This is a genomic window from Sphingomonas sp. Ant20, assembly GCF_000783375.1.
Classification (GTDB): domain Bacteria; phylum Pseudomonadota; class Alphaproteobacteria; order Sphingomonadales; family Sphingomonadaceae; genus Sphingomonas; species Sphingomonas aerolata.
The window spans coordinates 15085-34272 of sequence record NZ_JRVI01000148.1 but is presented as its reverse complement, the minus strand read 5'-3'; the positions used below and the strand labels follow the sequence as shown (position 1 = coordinate 34272).

Annotated in this window: 14 protein-coding genes, 2 pseudogenes and 1 riboswitch; of the genes and pseudogenes, 8 read left to right on the top strand and 8 right to left on the bottom strand. The window is 64.4% G+C overall.

Annotation, left to right across the window (positions count from 1 at the left end; all coding sequences use genetic code 11):
• Nucleotides 1-28: 28 nt before the first annotated feature.
• A riboswitch (cobalamin riboswitch) is annotated at nucleotides 29-270 on the bottom strand.
• A gap of 449 nt (nucleotides 271-719) precedes the next feature.
• The 6 genes from NI18_RS15715 to NI18_RS15690 all read left to right on the top strand — a co-directional run bounded on the left by NI18_RS15715 (nucleotide 720) and on the right by NI18_RS15690 (nucleotide 7735).
• The gene (locus NI18_RS15715; protein WP_306286458.1) at nucleotides 720-2918 is read left to right on the top strand and encodes a TonB-dependent siderophore receptor; all 2199 of its coding nucleotides are present in this window, start codon (nucleotides 720-722) and stop codon (nucleotides 2916-2918) included.
• Nucleotides 2915-3229 (top strand): hypothetical protein, encoded by a 315-nt coding sequence (locus tag NI18_RS15710; protein ID WP_037531268.1) that lies wholly within the window; start codon nucleotides 2915-2917, stop codon nucleotides 3227-3229. The genes NI18_RS15715 and NI18_RS15710 overlap by 4 nt, the downstream gene beginning before the upstream one ends.
• Complete coding sequence (locus NI18_RS15705; protein ID WP_037531266.1) at nucleotides 3226-4821, top strand: PepSY-associated TM helix domain-containing protein; 1596 nt, start codon at nucleotides 3226-3228, stop codon at nucleotides 4819-4821. The genes NI18_RS15710 and NI18_RS15705 overlap by 4 nt, the downstream gene beginning before the upstream one ends.
• A complete protein-coding gene (locus NI18_RS15700; protein WP_052149241.1) occupies nucleotides 4818-5102 on the top strand; it encodes a DUF3325 domain-containing protein in 285 nt (94 codons plus the stop codon). The genes NI18_RS15705 and NI18_RS15700 overlap by 4 nt, the downstream gene beginning before the upstream one ends.
• 468 nt (nucleotides 5103-5570) lie before the next feature.
• Nucleotides 5571-6848, top strand: a complete 1278-nt coding sequence (locus NI18_RS15695) for a sorbosone dehydrogenase family protein (protein ID WP_084215241.1) — start codon at nucleotides 5571-5573, stop codon at nucleotides 6846-6848.
• 29 nt (nucleotides 6849-6877) lie between these two features.
• On the top strand, nucleotides 6878-7735 hold the full coding sequence (locus NI18_RS15690; RefSeq protein ID WP_052149240.1) for a hypothetical protein: 858 nt from the start codon (nucleotides 6878-6880) through the stop codon (nucleotides 7733-7735).
• Nucleotides 7736-8193: 458 nt separating this feature from the next.
• On the opposite strand, the pseudogene NI18_RS15685 reads toward NI18_RS15690, so the two are convergent.
• The 8 genes and pseudogenes from NI18_RS15685 to NI18_RS15650 form a co-directional block, all read right to left on the bottom strand.
• Nucleotides 8194-9359: pseudogene (locus NI18_RS15685) on the bottom strand (IS91 family transposase).
• 34 nt (nucleotides 9360-9393) lie between these two features.
• Nucleotides 9394-10299: a tyrosine-type recombinase/integrase gene (locus NI18_RS15680; RefSeq protein ID WP_037531264.1), complete on the bottom strand. Its 906-nt coding sequence runs from the start codon at nucleotides 10297-10299 to the stop codon at nucleotides 9394-9396.
• A 523-nt stretch (nucleotides 10300-10822) separates the two neighbouring features.
• Nucleotides 10823-11617, bottom strand: a complete 795-nt coding sequence (locus NI18_RS22485; RefSeq protein ID WP_052149239.1) for a MobA/MobL family protein — start codon at nucleotides 11615-11617, stop codon at nucleotides 10823-10825.
• A gap of 43 nt (nucleotides 11618-11660) precedes the next feature.
• Nucleotides 11661-12287, bottom strand: coding sequence for a hypothetical protein (locus tag NI18_RS15670; RefSeq protein ID WP_306286457.1), 627 nt, complete (start codon nucleotides 12285-12287; stop codon nucleotides 11661-11663).
• 42 nt (nucleotides 12288-12329) lie between these two features.
• Nucleotides 12330-12959, bottom strand: a complete 630-nt coding sequence (locus tag NI18_RS15665; protein ID WP_037531259.1) for a hypothetical protein — start codon at nucleotides 12957-12959, stop codon at nucleotides 12330-12332.
• A 259-nt stretch (nucleotides 12960-13218) separates the two neighbouring features.
• A complete protein-coding gene (locus NI18_RS15660; RefSeq protein ID WP_037531257.1) occupies nucleotides 13219-13491 on the bottom strand; it encodes a hypothetical protein in 273 nt (90 codons plus the stop codon).
• Nucleotides 13492-14226: 735 nt separating this feature from the next.
• Nucleotides 14227-15383, bottom strand: a pseudogene (locus NI18_RS15655) (IS110 family transposase).
• Nucleotides 15344-17203 carry a hypothetical protein gene (locus NI18_RS15650; protein ID WP_128082260.1) on the bottom strand — a complete coding sequence of 620 codons (1860 nt, stop codon included), beginning with the start codon at nucleotides 17201-17203 and terminating at the stop codon, nucleotides 15344-15346. Before NI18_RS15650 ends, NI18_RS15655 begins: the two are co-directional and overlap by 40 nt.
• Nucleotides 17204-17287: 84 nt before the next feature.
• On the opposite strand from NI18_RS15650, the gene NI18_RS24500 reads away from it, so the two are divergent.
• Entirely contained in the window at nucleotides 17288-17968 is a 681-nt protein-coding gene (locus NI18_RS24500; RefSeq protein WP_128082259.1) for a hypothetical protein, read from the top strand.
• Nucleotides 17969-18288: 320 nt separating this feature from the next.
• Nucleotides 18289-19179, top strand: a complete 891-nt coding sequence (locus tag NI18_RS15645) for a hypothetical protein (protein WP_037531253.1) — start codon at nucleotides 18289-18291, stop codon at nucleotides 19177-19179.
• Nucleotides 19180-19188 lie beyond the last annotated feature (9 nt).

Here is a 19188-nt window from a genome sequence, read left to right as displayed (position 1 = left end):
CCGTGCCGCGGCCACCCCCTGGGCCAGGCAAGAGCGACCAGACGCCGGCAGGTCTCCTGGCTCACGGGTCCTCGCACGATGCACGGCCTTCCCAGGCCCTAATGACGTAACGTCTGGCCCAGTGGCTGCCCCTTCCTTTGCAGGAAGAAGCGAAATGCATCGCGCTCGCCGCTTACAGTTGCAGGGACAGCCTCGGCTTCAGGTGGCGAACCACCCTCACCGCGTTCCCTATTAAGCCCCTTCCGGGGCACCGACGCGATCATGCCGACCGTCTCCAGCGGAGCAGGTCAGCGGGGATGATGTATCCTGACGAAGACGATCCGGCAATTGGTCGACGCGACGATTGCAAAGGTCCAAAAAGAGTGCCGGTGCCCATTAACGAATGTCGGAAGTTGGGAAGCGGCAGATGCGTCTAGAACGACCGGAATTGGGTCAGAATTGCTATCCATCGCGCGCTGAAATCAACAGGCGCGGCCGGCGATCTATAAGCCTCGTGAGACATAATATTTTTGCGAATCTCAATAGGTTAAACTTGCGCCTGCTCGCGCTCGCCTCAACGATCATGACAAAACCGTTATATTGCTAGTGACTCGCAACAGCATATGACATAGAGGCCTCCCGATAACGGGGGGTTCAGTATGAGTTTTTCGAGTATATTGCTGGCGAGTGCAGCGTTTGTCGGAGCACCTTTGCCAGCTCCGGCTGAGGAGCCAAGGACCGTGGAAACGGCCTCCGGATCGGACGATGCGCAGAAGTCCGACGAAATCATGGTGATCGGCAAAAGCTATGGTCGTGCGGTCGGCAAGACTGTGACGCCGCTCAAGGACACGCCGAACACCATTACCGTGATCGATCGCGATCAGATCGAGGGTCAGAACTTGTTTACGCTGGAAGACGCGCTGACCGCGACCAATGGCATCACAGTCAATGGCGTCGGCAGCGAGGATCCGTCGTTCTTCTCGCGCGGGTTCGCGATCACCAATTACCTGATCGACGGCGTCCCGAGTTTTGCGTTCAACTTCCCATCCGCCGTGCCGGACCTGTTCTTCTACGACCGGTTGGAAGTGCTGCGCGGCCCGGCAGGTCTGTTTAGCGGATCGGGCAATCCGGCGGGCAGCATCAACATGGTGCGTAAGCGACCGCTCGACGCGTTCAAGATGCAGGCTAGCGCCGGTGCCGGCAGCTACGACAATCTACGCTTCGAGCTCGACGTCTCGACGCCAATCAGCACCAAGGCAGGCTTACGGTTCGGTGCAATGGCACAGGACCAGGATCAGTTCTTCGCAAACGCGCACCGCAACCGCATTGGCGGGTTCGCAGTCGGTTCGCTTGAGATCGGCGAGCGCACAACGCTGACGGTCGGCGGCTATTACGACCGTTTCCGTCCAGCGGTGCAGTCGGGCCTGGCCGGCATCATCGGTGGCGCGGACGGCAGCGACGGCAAGTTGCTCGACGTGAAGCGATCGACCTATCTCGGCGCCGACTGGAACCGGTTCAACGCCGAGACCTGGACCGGGTTCGCCGAACTCGCGCACAAGATCAGCGATCGCTGGACGTTGCGCGCGACCGGCCTGTTCACCGACGTCGATCGCGTCGACATCTACAGCTATATCGGCAACCAGCCGGTCACCGCGACCAACGGCTCGACCAGCCACATCGCCTATCGCGGCGACAGTAAGCAGCAGACGCGATCGTTCGACTTCAACGGCATAGGCACTTTCCCACTGTTCGGGCGCGACCAGACGCTGATCCTCGGCACAGATTATCAGGCGAGTTCGGGCACGTCCTATTTCACCCGGCTGTCCAATTATGCGCGGATCGACGTGTACAACCCTGTATCGCCGTTCGAGCCGCCGCTGAACCCGTATGGCGCGTCGCCGTATTATCCGGTGCAGGGGACGGGGGCGACCTGTCCCAATTCCAGCACCACGATCACGCCTGCCAATTGCGCGCTGCAGGTCTATGGCGGTTCCTCGACCGACGTCGAGCAGTACGGCATCTATGGGCAGATGCGAATGAGCCCGCTCGCCGGCCTGACGCTCATCAGTGGCGGCCGCGTGACATGGTGGGATACCACGACGACCACGTTGCTGACACCAAGCGGTGTCTTGCCACCGTCGACCCGCTACGGGATCGACAACCGCTTCACGCCCTATGCCGGAATCGTCTGGGACTTGACGTCGCAGCTCAACCTCTATGCGAGCTATGCCGACAGCTTCACACCGCAGGCGGCACCGGTCGGCCGGGCACGTCCCGACGGGCAGCAGATCGAGCCGCTGGTCGGTGCGCAATATGAGGCGGGCACCAAGCTTTCGCTGATGAACGATCGCCTGTTGCTGTCTGCGGCAGCGTATCAGATCACACAGACCAACAGGTTGTTCAACGATCCCGACATTCAGACCGTCGTGCTTCAGACCGGCAAGGTCCGCTCGCGCGGTATCGAGGCCGAGGCGACCGGCGAGATCCTACCCGGCTGGCGGATCAATGGCGGCTATACCTACACCAAGACTAAGTATCTGGAGGACCAGACCACTGCGTTCGAGGGGCTGCCACTGGTGCCGATCGTGCCGAAGCACATGGTTAAGGCGTTCACCAACTACGCCCCGGTCGATGGGTCACTGGCAGGCGCGAGCCTTGGCGGCAGCGTGACATGGTTCAGTTCGACCTATGGCGGCAATGCGGCGGTGTTCAACGCCGACGGTACGCTGCGCACCCGGTCCACCATCGTCCGCCAGCCAAGCTATGCGGTGCTCGACCTGCGCGCAGGCTATAAGTTCAACGAGAGGGTGGGTGTCTCGGTCAACGTCGCGAACGTACTCGACAAGACCTATTACGCGCGCATCGCCGCCACCGGCCGCGGCAACTACTACGGCAGCCCGCGCACCGCGTTCGCGACGCTTCGGTACAGCTTCGAATGACGGCGGGCGATGCGCATGCCCGTGCGCGATGGGCGCGGCGCGGCGACATCGCGCTGCGCGTCGTTGCCTCCGTGCCGCTCGCTTATGCAACTGCGAGCCTGTGGGCGATGGCGCTTGCGCGGCTGCTGCCGGGGGATCGTGCCGAGGCGACCGTCACCGCCGCGCTGATCGCGCTCGCCTTGTGCTCGCTTGCGGCGATGTGGGCGTTCGCGGCCCGTAGCGGTTGGCGCGCGATCTGGACACTCGGCCTCGCAGCGGCGGTTGCGGCCGCAATCACGTGGATATCGATCGGCGCGACGGGGCGGGTATGAGCAAGGGCTTCCGTCAGTCGCAGGCGTTCCTGCACACCTGGTCCGGATTGCTGCTTGGCTGGATCCTGTTCCTCGTCTTTGTCGCCGGCACGATCGCGTTCTGGCGCGAGGGGCTTAACCGCTGGATGCGACCCGAGATCGCGCGCGTCGAACAGCCGATGCGCGTGCTGGCAGGGTCGCAAGCGTTCCTTGCTCGCAAAGCGCCCGATGCGAAGAGCTGGATTATCCCGGTAGCGACGGAACGATCGCCCGGTGCGCAAGTCTTCTGGGTGCCGCAACCCAAGCCCGGCGAAGAACGTGGCAGGCGAGGCAGGCGAGGGCGCGGCGACACGCAGGCACTGATCGGTGCCGACGGACAGGTCGCGCAGGCGCGCGAGACGCGGGGCGGGGAGTTCTTCTACCGCTTCCACTTCGATCTCCACTACATGCCGGTGATCTGGGCGCGGTGGCTGGTCGGGTTCGCGACCATGATGATGCTGGTGGCGATCGTCAGCGGGATCGTCACGCACAAGAAGATCTTCAAGGACTTCTTCACGCTGCGACGTGCCAAGGGCCAGCGATCCTGGCTCGACGGTCACAATGCGACCGCGGTGCTGGCGCTGCCGTTCCACCTGATGATCACTTATACCGGGCTGGTCACGTTGATGACGCTTCTGATGCCGTGGGCGGTCGTCGCCAATTATAATGATCAGAATACCCTGTTCGCCGCGCTGTTCCCGGCCGCCAACGTGGTCGAGCGGACCGGCCGTCCCACGCCGTTGATCGATCTGCGACGGATCGCGACCGACGCCGAACGCCGACTCGGCGCGCCCGCCAGTTTCATCGAGGTCAGCGATCCCGGCGACGCCGCTGCACGGGTCACGATCAGCCAGAGCGCCAATTCGATGCTGTCCTCGCGGACGCCGCGACTGACCTATGACGGCGTGACCGGGCGCCTCGTCTGGCGTTCGCCGCCACCGGGCGCCGCTGCCGAGACCGCGGGCGCGATGATCGGGCTCCACGCCGGACGGTTTGCAGGCGACGGCGGCCGCTGGCTCTACTTCCTGTGCGGGATCGCGGGCACGCTGATGGTCGCGAGCGGTCTCGTGCTATGGACCGTCAAGCGTCGCGAGCGCCTGCTCGATCCGACCCGGCCGCATCTCGGGTTCCGCCTCGTCGAGCGGCTCAACGTCGCGGTGATCGGCGGTTTCCCGCTCGGGATCACGTGCTTTTTCTGGGCCAACCGCCTACTCCCGGTAGCACTTCGCGGACGCGCCGATTGGGAGATGCACATGCTGTTCATCGCTTGGGCTGCCGCGGCGCTGACGGCCTTCGTCGTCAGGCCGGCGCGCGTTTGGCCTTCGCTATTCGCGGTGACCGGGGTGCTGCTCGCTGTGTTGCCAATGTACGACGTCGTCGCGACCGATCGCGGGTTGTTCGCGTCGCTGGCGATAGGCGACCTGATGATCGCTGGCATCGATGCGGCGATCTCGGTCTTCGGAATAGGGTTTTTGCTGCTTGCCCGCCGCGTCGCGCACCATCGCCCCGCTGCAAAGCGCGTTCGCAGGGCTGAAGCCGCCACCGCCTCCACGGTTCCGGAGCCCGCCGAATGAGCATCCTGTCACTCCTGCTCGGCAGCGCCGCGTTCTTCCTGCTTGGCCTGGCGACCGAGGCGCATCATCGCCGTCGGTTCGGGGCATGTCCGCAGGCAGCGCGGTGTAAAATGTTGCGGACCGGCGGCTGGCTTTCGCTGGTCGTGAGCGTCGCGCCCGCCCTTCTTGCTCAAGGATGGATCTTTGGACCGATCCTTTGGGCAGGCGCAATCATGGCCGGCGCCGGGATCGCCTTCCTCGTGCTAAACTTCGTTCCCGCTCGCGCCAACGGGCGATCCTAAAAAACCGTAGCTCAGGGGTTTTCCCTTGCGCAGCAGTCATCCTCTACATCCCTGCAGTCGTACAGCCCCAGGTCGCGACCGCCAAGGAAAATGGCACGATTTCACTTCCGGACGGCGTTGCACAGACCATGCATCGCATCACGACGACCTCGTATGTCGCCCATTTAAGTGGTGACGCTGTTGCGCAACGAGCGGGCAGTGTTTTCCAGATCAAAACCTCTGACCAATTGCGGTCAGACCGCCAAACCAGGGATCTCATCAGTAAGCGCTTCCAACCGCCTGTGTAATGGATTGGCGTGCAGGTGCGGCGCATCGATCTGATGAATGAATGGCCGATATTGGGCAGCCGACAAGAGCCTACGAATGTCGGCTTGTGGGTCAACCGGCGGGCATACCAGCGTTGCGCATTTCGGCTTGGATATATGACTGATCCCAGGGGTTCATCCCGACGCAAAGCCGGGAGCTTCCATGAACAAGATCGTATTCACTCACGTCTGCCTCGCTACCACGCTGATCACTGGCCCCGTACAAGCCCAGCGTAATCCGCAAGTCGTTGGACTCCAACCGCAGGCAGAGCCATACGCTACCGAGTCTGTGGTCAACCATCCGCGCACGATCGGCTGGCCAGAAGGGCGCAAGCCCGTGGCGCCCCGCGGTTATGAGGTGGTGAAGTTCGCCGGCGGCCTTGAGTATCCACGCCAGGCGTTGCTGCTGCCAAATGGTGACGTGCTAGTTGCAGAGGCCCGGACCAAGCCGAAGCTCGACGCCGAGCCGGAGGTGCAGCGCGGACAGGCGCTTTCCAAGACGACCGGATTTAGCGCAAATCGCATCACGCTTCTCCGCGACGCGAACCGGGACGGCATCGCCGAACAGCGCTTCGTACTGCGTGAAGGGCTCAACCAGCCGTTCGGGATGCAATACGCCAGCGGACGACTCTATGTTGCGAATACCGACGGCGTGGTCAGCTTCCCCTATCAACCGGGTCAAACGCGGATTACCGCAGCGCCCGCTCCCCTGATCTCGCTACCTGCCGGGGGCTATAACAATCACTGGACGCGCAACCTGCTGCTCAGCCCCGACGCGCGCACCTTGTATGTGTCCGTGGGTTCCGCTTCCAACGTCGGCGAGCATGGAATGGACGAAGAAAAGCGCCGCGCCGCGATCCTCGCGGTGGATCTCGCAACCGGGCGTGAGCGACTATACGCTTCGGGTCTGCGCAACCCGGTCGGCATGGCTTGGGCACCTTCGAGCAACACCTTATGGACTGCGGTAAACGAACGGGATGAACTGGGCGACGATATTTCCCCCGACTATCTGGTCGGCGTTCGTGAAGGAGGCTTCTACGGCTGGCCGTACAGCTATTATGGCAAGCAGGATCCACGGCATCCCAACGAGAAACGCGATCTGCTCGCAACCACGCTGATGCCCGACGTCGCGGTCGGTCCGCATGCCGCAGCGCTGGGTCTTGCCTTCAACAAGGGAACGGATGCGGGCAAAACGGCCTTTGTTGCCCGACACGGTTCGTGGAACCGGTCGAGCTTCATCGGCTATGACGTGCTGGCGGTGCCGTTCGCGAATGGCCGGCCGACCGGTGCGCCGCAGCCATTTCTGACCGGGTTCGTCGCCGATGAGAAGAAGGGCGATGTCTATGGCCGCTCGGTCAGTGTCCAAGCCCGTGAGGACGGTGCGATCTTCGTCGTCGATGACGCTGGCGATACCGTATGGATGGTCCGCCGGACCTCGTGATGCGACCATCAAGGGCATTGCCGGCTGCCGTGGCACTCGTCGTCACGGCGCCGGCAGGTGCGCAGACCATCCCGTTCGCCGATACCGAAGATGCGACGTTGTCGGAAACCGATGTCGGGTCGGGAAACATTCATCCAGTTGTGTCGATCGACCTGCGTAACGGCGACTATGCGCGTGGCGCGTATGACGACGACAATGCGGATCTTGGCCGCGTCCCCTTTCATTTCTCGGTAGGCGGCGCGGTCGTGCTTCGCCGTCAGGAGGGCGGAGAAGGGGAGGGCGCGCTGTTCCTGATCGGGCAGAGCTCCAACGGCTTTCATGCGCCCCGCTCCGATGAGAGGGCGCGCCCGCGTAGCTGGTACGAGAGCAATAACCTGCTTGGCATCGCCTGGCGGCCTGTGAAAGGCGTCACCGCAGCAGCCACCTACACGATCAAGACCAGTCCCAACGCCATCGCTACGACGTCGCATGAAGCGAGCCTGACTTTTCTTTACTCTGCCGATGACCACCTTGGGCGGCTGAAGCCGCGACTGGCGGTAACGCGGCGAACGCGAGGTAATGGCGGTTTCTACACCATCGGGGGCATCGCACCGTCGTTCGAGCTTTCGAAGCGGGAAAATGGACCCACGCTGGGACTGCCGCTTACCGTGGGTATAGGATGGGACGGCTTCTACGCAGCAGACAGCGGCACCCGGGCTTATGGCAGCGGCGGGATATCCCTGTCGCAGCGGTCAGTCTTGGCGGCGCCAAGGCAACGCTGCAGGCCGAAGTGTTGGCACTGGTGCGAGACAATCAGCTGCGGCGGCTGGACGCGCCTTCCGGTACGACCGCAACGCTCGTTCCCTACGCTACGGTATCATTGGCTATCGCGTGGTGAGCGCCAATGATGAACGAACATAATGCCGCTCAATGCGACGGTTTTAACGCTCAACGGCCCAGTCCTACTGTGACATGTCATTCCGCAAATCACCTGAGTTCCATCGAAATCCACATGAACGGGCGGCTGCTTTTGAGAAGCGAGGAAGGGGACGTGAATGGCCGGACATGTGAAGGAAATCGGGCACCGGCAGGTGTACGATTTCCTCCAAAGCAAGAAGCCGCGGGCCGCGAGCGGTAACCTATGGGGTTTTCGGGTTTTGCTTGGTGAGAGGCGGGCGTCGCGGTCGTTCGGGTCCCCGACGTTGGCAGGCAGGACAGCGTCCATGAGTTGCATTCTGCATTGATTGTGCCCGGAGCTGGGGCACCGGATGGACATTGGCCCGGCAGGTGACATCGCCGGCGCGAGCGGCACCATTGCCGGAAGCGCAGGGGCTGCGGGACGGGATGTATTGTGGCCATGCCGGGTTCATGACGTGGTGGTCCGGGTCGATGCAGGGTGGTGTGGCGGAGCGCGGGGCTGGCGCCAGCGTTCGAAGGTTTCGATGACGAGCATGCGCCCGCCGCAGCACGGACATGGCGGGCGGGCGTCATCGGGTTCGACCGGCTCAGCAGTGGTGACGGGCGGGACGGCGCCAAGCAGTTCGCGGGCGCGTTCGAGATGCGCCTTGCGAGTGGCGCCGGCGAGCAGGCCGTAGTGGCGGATGCGGTGGAAGCCTTTTGGCAGGACGTGAAGCAGGAATCGACGGATGAATTCGGTGGCGGCCAGCGTCATGACCTGCTGGCGGTCGGCGCCGCCCCGGCGGTAATCCTTGTAGCGGAAGGTGACGCCGGTCTGGTCGAAGCGCAGGAGCCGGCTGCTCGAGATCGCGACGCGGTGGGTATAGCGCGACAGATAGGCGAGCACTGTCTCCGGCCCGGCGAACGGCGGCTTGGCATAGACGACCCAGCGCTTCTTCCGGACCGGGGCCAGGTGGCGCAGGAACGTACGCCGGTCGGCAAGATGCGTGAGGCTGCCATGGAAGGCGAGCCGCCCGGCCTCGTACAGCGCCATCAGCCGCGTCAAGAACAGGCGGCGGAACAGCTTGCCCAGCACCCGCACCGGCAGCAGGAACGCCGGACGTGACGAGATCCAGCGGCTGCCGTCCGGCGACAGCCCGCCACCCGGCACGATCATATGGATGTGCGGATGGTGGGTCATGGCCGAGCCCCATGTATGAAGCACGGCGGTGATGCCGATGCGTGCGCCCAGATGCTTCGGGTCGGCGGCGATGGTCGTCATCGTCCCGGACGCGGCCTGGAACAGCAACCCATAGACCGCCGCCTTGTTCTGCCACGCGATGTCGGCAACGTCGGCCGGCAGCGTGAAGACGACGTGGAAGTAGCCGACCGGCAGCAGGTCGGCCTCGCGCTCGGCGAGCCAGGTGCGGGCCGCCGCGCCTGGCAGCGTGGGCAGTGCCGGTTGCGGCAGCTGTTATAGGTGACCCGCCAGTGGCCACAGTCGGTGCAGGCCTCGACATGTCCGCCCATGACGGCGGTGCGGCAATGTTCGATGGCCGACATGACCTTGAGCTGGTCGAGGCTCAGATGCCCCGCACGAGCGACCCGGTATGCAGGACCGGCTGCGCGGAAGATATCGGCGACCTCAATGGAGGCGCGCACGTGGGTGTTACCCGGCCGGCGTCCTGCCCTCCATCAGCGCCATCAACTGGTCGAGCGGGCCGGTCACCGCGCGGATCGTGCGCGTCGCGACCTTGGTGTAAAGCGCGGTGGTCTCGAGTTTGCTGTGCCCGAGCAGCACCTGGATGACGCGGATGTCGACGTCCTGCTCGAGCAGGTGGGTGGCGAAACTATGCCGCAGCGTGTGCGGGCTGACGCGCTTGCGGATGCCGGCCGCCTCGGCTGCCTCGTGAACCGCACTGTGCAACTGCCGCGTCGAGATCGGGTCGGTGTAGCTGCGACCCGGAAACAGCCAGCCGTGCGGTAAAAGAACGCTGCGCCGCTTGCCCTCGCGCCACCAGAGCCGCAGCAACTCAAGCAGTTGCGGCGACAGCATCGCGTTGCGGTCCTGGCGGCCTTTCCCCTCCTCGATGCGGATGAGCATGCGCTCGCTGTCGATGTCGTCGGCTCTGAGGTGCGCCACCTCCGACACGCGTAGACCGGCGCCATAGGCCACGCCGAGTGCGGCCCGGTACTTGATGCCCGGCGCCGCCTCCAGCAGCCGTCCGACCTCCTCGACGCTCAGCACGTCGGGCAGCTTGCGGGAACGCGGCGCCAGCACCAGCTTGCGCGACAGGTCGGGCCGGTCGAGCGTCACGGCGAACAGGAAGCGCAGCGCCGATACCGTTGCGCCGATGACGGACTCGCTGACGCCATGTTCACGCTGGTGAACCTGGAAGCGTCGCACATCTTCGGCGGTCGCGGTATCCGGCGAGCGTCTGAGAAAGGCCGCGAAGGCGCGGACGTGGCGGACATAGTCGTGCTGGGTCCGCCCCCGCATTGAAGGCATCGCCATATCGTCGAGCATCCGCTGGCGCAGCGGGGTAACTGTCGGTTCGACAAGTGCAGTAGCCATGATGGATTTCCTCTTGTTGAAGGATCTCCATCGTCTGCCCCCGCTGCCGCAGGGCCAAACCTCAGTGCTGACGCGCTACTTCACCGCGAACACCACTGCCGCGCAGCGGCTTCGTGCTCTGGGGCCGAGCTGCCGTAGTTCGGCTTAGCGCCGATGGCGTGACAGGAACGCCCAAATGACCTCATTGTCGACGACTGACCAGCTGTGCTGACCACCGCGTGTCACACGCCCGGCAACCGTCGCGCCGCCTGGGCAGCGTGCATAGGCTTGCTCGTAAACCATCGCGCTTAAGTCTCCTCCCTCCTCAATGGTTCTGTAACTTGACGGGTCATCCGGTCTGATAATGCTCCCGTCCGCGGGGGGCCGTAGATATCAACATGAAAGGAGGGCGGAGGCTGGTGAGCAGTAAAAGCTTTTTGGAAGACCGGCCGTCTAAAGGAGATTGAACACCAGCAATTGAACGATTCTTTAGACCGCGCGATGCGACGAACCGCAATCATCGCCGCATTCATGTCCGGTCAGGTTATGACGATAGCCCGGATGACGTCTCATCTCCTTTCCGGATACGGTAACGACGCCGGCGCGACTTCGAGATTTTCGCAGGGGCGCTGGTCGGCGTCCTGGGGCCGAACAGCGCCATCAGGCGCGAGCAATCGGGATGCGCGCGCGTCGTGACACCGACCTGGTAGGGGCTGATGGCGTTATCCCGCATGGCCAGGGGCAGCTTCTCCAGCCACCGGCTGTGAAGCCGTTCGCGCATGGCAGGCCCCGACCAACTGCCGACCGTCTCGCCATGGCGGGCCTCATGTTTCCAGACGCGTGTCGTCATGAGCAGGTGCGCATGCGGCGGGATCGCCCAGCCGCCGGCACCGTCGCCGCGGGCATGGATCGCCCACGCGACCGCGGGTCCCCATGCGGCAATGCCATCGGCATAGTCGCGGACGATGTCGATCCAGTCGTCGCTATCACGTACGGCCGGCAGGCTGACGACGACATGCCAGGCCCGCACGACGTCCGCGGGCATGGCATCGGTCGCCGCGTCGAGTTCGCGCCAGATCCGTCCCTCTTCGACTGCCCATTTCGGATGGCTGGCCGGTAGTTCGAGGCCGGAGGCGACGAGGTCGTCACGGGACCGGAAGTCGATGACGCCGCGCGCATCCTCACCTCTCGTGCGCGTGATGTAGTGATAGTTGGCGGCGGCACCGGCATGGGTGGCGCGGCGGTCGCCGGTCATCGCGGTCCAACCGGTAGCGGAGACCGGGCGGATGCTGACGACGCGGCGGGCGTGCAGCGGCAGATTGGTCATGGCGTTCATCATTGCGATACCTTTTTGAAATGTGAGGGAGACGGAATTGGCCGCATCACCGGGCGGCGTCGGTACGACCGGCGCGCCAGTCGCGGGCGGCGGTGAGCGCTTGTTGCGCAGGCGAATTCGCATCGTCGAAGTCACGGAACAGGCTCGCCCATGTCGTCCAGCCGCGCACCGCCTCGCTGATGAGGGTCTGCTCGGTGACAGCGGGATCGGGAAGCAGCGCGGCTGGCAGTGCCGGACGGCACGGTTCGGGGTCGCCCGTGGTGCACAGGCAGGGCATCGACGCGGCAACTGCATGGCGCAGATGCCAGGTCACCGATCGCGGCAGATCGCGCCAGCGGGACGTGGTATCAGCGGCCGCCGCACGGATACGCTCGCGACGATCGTCGGCCAACGCCGTCAGACGGGCGGGCAGGGACCACCAGTGATCCCAGCTGATGATGGCGCCGTCAGCCGGCATCCGCTCCTCCAGCCAGCCCAGGAGCGCGTCCGGCAGTTCGCCATCGCGCAATGCGCGCGCTTCGGTGGTGAAACGATAGCCATCGTCTGCCGGGATCACCGAGAAGACGGCAAGACCGATCAGCGGCCGGGTGTCGGGATAATAGCACGCCTGATAGCAGCCACCGATCGTGCGGGCGGCGATGGCGGTCGCGCGCGGCTCGAAGCCGCGCGCCATGATGGTGTCGAACATGAAATTACCTTTTGTCGGAGAGGAGGTTCAGCCGCCGGTGCGGGCGAGGCTGTCGAGGTGGAGGGCGGCGGCAGGAGTGCCCTGACGGTGCAACCAGTCGATCAGATGTCGCTCGATCGCCGCGTTGACGCGGTGCCCGAGCGAACTGCGGTCGGCGATGAGGCTCATCGTGAGCCGCCAGCTGGCAATCGCGTCGGTGGCCAGCCGGCCGGCAAGCACCGCCTGGCGACCGGTCATCCAGGCGTTGAACGTCAGGTCGCTGTCGGGGACCGTGGTTGGGATGCCGGCCGACAGGGCGGCGTCGACGAATTCGAGAGCCTGGTGATCCGGCCCGCGCAAGACGGTATCGATGAGCCGCCGATGGCCGTATCTGCTCAGCTGGCGAAGGGCCGAGGACCAGCCCGCATCCGGCAAGGCGTCGAGCGCGGCGGTGACCTTGCCAAGATCATAGCCGGTCACCGTGGCGTGCTCGTCATACAGCGCCAGATCGAGCCAGGAGAGCAGGCTGGAGGAGGTGTCGGTCGGCGCCAGCACAAAGGTATCGAGCGTGAAGTCGACCGCGCCGCGATCGACGCGACCGGTGAAGGCGCCGGCCCCGATGATGGTCGGCAGGGGGCGACCGAGGTGATGGCCGAGATCGATGTCGAGGATCGTCACGGCAGTGAGGATATGATGGGGAAGCACGGGTTTTATCGCTTTCAGGAGCGCAGGGCGACCAGCCCCGTTCGCACCATCAGAAGACGGCACGGACCGGGGAGGTGGCCGGGCGGATTGGGCTGGAACCTCGCGGTGCGAGGCCGTGGCAGTGTGAAGAACCCTGAGGGGCGAGGCTGGCTCTTGCCCACCTCTTTTTCCCTCCTTCGGGTTCTTCCCCTCTCGCTTTTGAATAAGAGTGGTGGGCTGCTGCCCACCGCCATCACGGCTTTTCATTGCCAGCGCGGGTCCGGTCGGTCCGGGCCTCGTCACACCATCTGACATAGTCATCGTTCTTCTCCTTTTCCTGACGACACGGTTCGATGCTCGACGCCGTGGGTGGGCGCGTGCGGACGCGGTCGGCGGTCGGTGCAAGCGTCGCACGCTTCATGATCGGCGCGCGGTTGCCGGCCGATGCCCGTTGCCGAGCGATGGCCTGATGCATTGCTGGATGCGTCAGGATCGTCGTGGTGCGGTGCCGCGCGAGCGTCCTCACATGGGGATTACTTAGTCAAGCGATCGTGCAATACCCGGCACGGTCGCTTTCTTTTTGTCAGCTACTGCTGAGCCTGCGGTCGCAGTTACTGAAGCGGTTCCGCCGGCGTCGCAACATCTTTGAACCCGGCCAGCTGTAAGGCGTAAATAGCGCCCCCTATGCATCGGTAGGGTGTCTCTTCCGTAGCCCAGTTGATCTGGCTCTTCGCCTTGATTTCGCTTCCGGACGCGCAATTTCGAGCAGCTCTGCAGTCGTGACTATGCGGTCATCCACCGCGAGGGTGCATGACGATGAGGATCCGCGGACGACCACATTGAACGGCGTCACGGCGGTGTGACTTGCGCATCCCAGCGTAGCGATCAGAAAAGCCGCTGCCACGATCGGGAAGATCAAGGGTTTCATAGTCCGATGATGCCCAAGTCGCGATCACTCGGCAATGTCTGCTACTTATCTCGGCAAAACATTTGGATCTTTATATCATGAACCGTTGCCCTCTCGATGACGGATAGCTGGTCTGAGCCTGTTGCAATAAGCGTCCCGCTGACCGGTCCGCTCTAACCTCACATCCGGTCGCCGCTCAGTCACGGCTGCACCACAATCCCGCTTGCGTCGGGTCTGGCTCAGAAGACGGGACCAACCTTTTTTTCGGCATTTCAAGCCAAGAGACGCGAACGGTCCGTCCACCTTGCATCCGGCAGGGACGATGCCCTGCAGGAACTCGTATAACTGGTTTGTTCAAGCAGCTTTGAGCAGCGCCCCCTTGGGCACGACGCCGGCCGAGGAAAACTGCCACAACGCGATCAGCAATTTGCGGGCGAGCGCCACGATCATCACACGCCTGATACGACCGCCATTTGCTTGGACCCGATCCGCGTACCAGAGGGTCAATTCGGACTCGGGCTGGTGTCGAAGCCATAGCCATGCGACCTGAATCATCATCGTGCGCAACCTCTTGTTGCCCGCCTTGGAGACACCCTGCTCGCGGTCCATGGCGCCGCTTTGCCAAGGCGAGGGAGCAAGGCCGGCGTAGGCCGCTACCTGCCGCCTGTTACTGAAGCTACGGAAGAAGCCCTCCCCCTGCAGGACCGAAGCGAACTCAGGACCGATGCCGCGCAGTTCAAGGAGCCGGGCGCTTCCTGCTTTCTCGTCCCCATCTGCCGTCTTCGTTTCAAGCAAGGCGTCCCGTTCGCGTTCAACCTCCTTGATCTGTCCCATAACCAGTTCCAGCCGGTCGAGTTCACGCTCTATCTCGCGACGAACGTGTTTTGGGAGAGGACGATTGTCGCCGGTAACAAGCTCGTCCAGCCGAGTTCGGCGGTTAGCGCGTAGCGGCTCGAAGTCGCCGACGCCTGAGCGAACAGCAGGCCCTTGATCCGGTTGACGTGGCGAACCCGTTCGGCGACCAACGAGCGCCGCTCGCGGCAAACGCGACGGCGATCTTCGTCCTCCACGCTTGGCACTGCCACCATAGCACAAACCCGCGGCTCGCCGCGTTTGTAGGCCAGCAACGTACGTACCAGAGCTTCGCCATCAAGCTTGTCGGTCTTGGCTCGCCGACTGCGTCTGGAGGCCGCGATAGAGGCAGCATCTACGACGTAACTTTCAACGCGTTCCTGGACCAGGCAACGATGTATCCAGAAGCCGTCGAGGCCAGCCTCCTGGATGACAACTAGCGGATACTGTTCGCCTGTCCGAGTCCGCGCTTTCGCCTGTAATTGTTCGAAACGCTCAAGCAGCGCCGGAACGTCGCCCCCCTTGACCTGATGTCGCGAGATACGCTCGCCCCGCCCTGGTGACAGCGACGTCACCAGCCACGTGGAGCGGCTTAGTTCCAGAGATACGAATATGGCGTTCAACTGCGTGCTGACAGCAGCATGAGATGGCACGGACATGGGCAACCTCCTTCACGACAAACGGGAAGATCAGTTTGCCCTAAACGGCACTGCCCCGCACCCATGGGATCTTTTTTCCGGCCCCGAAGCTTTGCCGACTCCCGGAGAGAATCCGGCCCAGCTGATGTCTTCCCGCTATCGTCTACGGCCTCGTCGCTCGGCCGTGAGGCCGCGATCCGGTCCTCGAGCAGGCGCAGGACGGCAGGTGGATCGCCGGCATCGCGAGCGGCCGCCAGCGCACGTCGATGGGGATTGGCGCACCGCGCGGCCCGCTCCGCGGCCGCCTTGGCGGCAGCCCCGTTGGACCCGGTATCGAGGTAGAAGTCGGGGTCATCGCGCCAGCGCATAAAGGCGTCCGCCAACGCGGGTGACACGGGCTGGGGCGTCACCACTGGCCGCACAGCACCGGCACCAGCGAAGACCAGCCGACGCTCGACCCTGGCGGTGCCGTTCGCCAAGGCCGTGAGGCATTCGACGCGCTCTTCCTGCTGCTCCCGGTACGCCGCGACGAAATGTTCCTGGACGCCTGGATAGAGCAGGCGAACAAGATCGGCGTCGTCCCAGCGAGCAATGTGGCGAGTGCCGGGAACCACCAGCCCGTCGATAGTCTCGAGGATTGGTGAAGTCGGGTGGAGGGGCTCGATGCGCTCGCGAAAGCGGGCATCGTTTTCCACCCAGCCCGCACGTGCCGTCGTCGCAGCGCCGTAACCATAGCGGCCCGCTTCATAGCGCCACATCCCGTTCGCCAGTTCCGCCGGCCACGACGCGCCGGGGGCATCGGCATCGCTGAAAAGCGCCGTCACCTGCTGTCGGACGGCGGGGTGCTGCATGTATACCGCGAAGCGTTCGGCGAACGCCTCGTTCCGTCTTGCCACGACCGGCACGTCGCGCTTGCCGCCCGACTTGAGCTTCCAGCGCAGCAGCGTCGGATCATCGCGGATGGCGAGCAGGAAGGCGGCATATTCCGGGCTCGGCGCGTGCGGGTCGCCCTGCTGGAAGAGATGCCGGTCGAGAAGCGTCCGGCGTCTGGCGGCGAGCGTTTCGCGCTCTTTTTTCTGCGCGGTGCGCAATCGGAACAGCAGGAGAGCATCGTCGATATTCGACGCTCCGGCACGCGCGGCAGGCGTTGCCGGCAGTACGGGTGCCGGCAACGCCGGGCGCGTTACCGGGACGCGGTCGAGCGTGATGCCGACAAATGAGAAAGACGGCAGGACGATCGGCATCAAGGCGACCGGTGGCCTCGTTTGGAATGGCGCAGCAGACATATTGAATGGAGCTGCCAGGACCGTGCGCGCTGCGTCGTTGGTCGTCGGGCGGTTTGGTATGCCCGGGTGAACACGCTCCATCGTATCGGCATCGACGCCCTGTGAGACAGGTCGCGGCACGACGGCTTTTGAACGATCGACCCCATATGATGGCGTGAGCATTTCTCCGCCAGATGCGGGGCGAAGGGAACCGGACAGGCTCGCACGGCGAGGCTTGCCGACCGCGGTAGTCACTACGGTATCGACGATCCCGACCGGCGCCCGCAGATCCGGACGCGGTCTTGTCAGCGTCTCGCCCGCCGCCACCGTGAGCGGCGCGCGCGATGCCGTCGACTTTTCCTTCAGCCATTGTCCACGCTGCGTCGCGTAACGCTTCAGGTTGTCGGCGATGATGCGGATATTCTCCTCGACGCCGCCGACATATTCGCCGCGCCGATACGCCTCGGTCTGCTCGCGCCCGACTTTCTTGAGCGCCCTGAGGGCGAGGCCGCGCTCCTGGTTGGACAGTGATGTGTAGGTGCGCTGTTTCCCTTCGCTTCGACACACCTCGGTCATCGTGTCGGCGACGACGGCACGGAGAAGTCGCATGCCCTCGGGCCTCGACAGGTCGGTCCTGAGCTCGGTTCCGACATCCCATTCATGGCCGCCGACGTGATGCATCGGCCGAAACCCGGCCTGGATATGGCCGTGGAAATTGCGGTCGTCGCTGTGCGGATCGGGCGGATGGACGGCCGCCGCATAGGGCAGGCCGTTGCGCCCGAAAAAATCCTCGCAGATCTGATGGAGGATCGTGAACCGCGCCTCTGGACTGATGTCGTCGGGCAGGCGGACGATGATGCGGATCTCGATATTGGCGTTGGCCCGCGACGCTCGCGCCACATCCTCCTTGAGGTCCATCGCGGCCGCCACCTGCTCGAGCGTATCGCCCATGTTCGAGGCGCGCGACAGCGCGCCCGACGCCAGCCGCTCGACGGCATTCTCCGCCCAGATATAGTTGAGATGGACCCGCGCGCAGCCGGGCCGATAGCGCGCCTGATTGGCACCGACCGAGGTCACCTCGACGAAGATCCCACGCCGCCCCAGCCGATCCACGATGGCGATGCCCATGCCCGGCAAGCGGCGCTGTGGCGGCAAGTCGACGCGCTTGCGGCGCGTCGTCGGCACGGCCTTCTTCCGGTCATGGACACGGGCGGTGAGACGAAAGGTCACGCCGGCCAGTTCACGTTCGAGCTTCGCCATGGCAATGACGGACCGGCGTACCGCCCGGTCGCTTTTTGCGATCGCCGCCAAGCGGTTCTTCTCGATCCGCATGTCGCGTAACTGGGCGCGTTCGGCATCCTGGCAGCGGCCGAATTCGTCGCGCAGCCGCGCCGGCGTCGCGTCGATCAGCGCGCCTTCGGCGTGAACGCCGGGCGTGAAAGTTGGGGAGAAGAGGGGGCAGGGGGGTGGGATCGGCGGCGGGGTCGCCGCGCTTGCGTTTCGGAGAAACGCTTATCTCGCATCCCCCCCATTTGACACCTCCCTGAGCCTTGGGAAGAGCATGCCGCCTGGTCGTGCGCATGGGTACGGCAATGGCTCAAGGCGAAAATATTTGAGCCATTACCCCATGCAGGGCCAGGGCCGGCTGTCACAGCAAAGGGATGTCATCGAGACTCATCCAGAACCGTGCCGAGGCGCACAGTGATAATGGCGCGAACGCCGCAGCGTCGCAAGGCCGGGCAAGCGACTATCGCTCGCTGCCGGCCATACGTGACGACGATGCATCTGTCGCCGCGCCGCGCTGGGATGCACCGGTCATCGGACACCCCAATCGCAGCCGCTATGCCCTGGGTGGCGTCGTCGCGGCGGCCGGCATGGATGGAGATCATGTCCTGGGGTTCGCTGGGCTGCTTGCCGCGCCGTTCGCCGATGTCTGCCGGTGGCTCGCCGATGCGCAGGATGGCTCGGAGGAGCGCTACGCCTGGCGCGTCGCCCGCTATGCCATCGAGCGTCATCAAGCCGCGTGTGACGAGATCGGTCGCCGGATGGTCGTCGCCCGCCAGGACATGAAACCGCGCGGTCGGGCGAGCGATGGTCCCGACGCGGTCAAATACGCACTCGGCATGCCGCTCTACGGTTACGGTCTGCGCTATACCCATGCTTCAGCGCTGGCCGGGGTCGGCACGCTTGGTATGTCCGTCATGCTCGAGCGGCTCGCGTCCGTCGCCGGCCGGCGACGGACGCTGGGCGGACGGCTGCTCCTGGCGCTCGAACCCGGCTTTGCCGAACTCGACCGTCGCGGGCGGCGGTCGGCCTTCAACCGTGGTGCGGTCGCCTATGCGGATCGCTGCGAGACATTCGCGACGCGCGAGGCGGCGAGCGAGGACCGTTCATGGCGCGAGGCGCCCGTCACCCACCCCCAGCGCTGGACGATGTTCGACACCGCTGTCGCCCTCGGCATCGCGCTGCCGACCTGCCGCACCTGCGGCGAGGCGGCCGACTGGCTGGAGGCGAACGGCGCTATCCTCAAATACCGGCAAGGAGGCAAGTGATGCAGCGTG

Bases quoted from the DNA above. Each gene is read 5' to 3' on its own strand.
- NI18_RS15700 (WP_052149241.1), top strand. From the start codon at position 4,818: ATGAGCATCCTGTCACTCCTGCTCGGCAGCGCCGCGTTCTTCCTGCTT.
- NI18_RS15650 (WP_128082260.1), bottom strand. From the start codon at position 17,203: ATGACCGAGGTGTGTCGAAGCGAAGGGAAACAGCGCACCTACACATCA.
- NI18_RS22485 (WP_052149239.1), bottom strand. From the start codon at position 11,617: ATGATGAACGCCATGACCAATCTGCCGCTGCACGCCCGCCGCGTCGTC.
- NI18_RS24500 (WP_128082259.1), top strand. From the start codon at position 17,288: ATGGCCGCCGACGTGATGCATCGGCCGAAACCCGGCCTGGATATGGCC.
- NI18_RS15645 (WP_037531253.1), top strand. From the start codon at position 18,289: ATGTCATCGAGACTCATCCAGAACCGTGCCGAGGCGCACAGTGATAAT.
- NI18_RS15695 (WP_084215241.1), top strand. From the start codon at position 5,571: ATGAACAAGATCGTATTCACTCACGTCTGCCTCGCTACCACGCTGATC.
- NI18_RS15670 (WP_306286457.1), bottom strand. From the start codon at position 12,287: ATGGCGCGCGGCTTCGAGCCGCGCGCGACCGCCATCGCCGCCCGCACG.
- NI18_RS15680 (WP_037531264.1), bottom strand. From the start codon at position 10,299: ATGGCTACTGCACTTGTCGAACCGACAGTTACCCCGCTGCGCCAGCGG.
- NI18_RS15710 (WP_037531268.1), top strand. From the start codon at position 2,915: ATGACGGCGGGCGATGCGCATGCCCGTGCGCGATGGGCGCGGCGCGGC.
- NI18_RS15705 (WP_037531266.1), top strand. From the start codon at position 3,226: ATGAGCAAGGGCTTCCGTCAGTCGCAGGCGTTCCTGCACACCTGGTCC.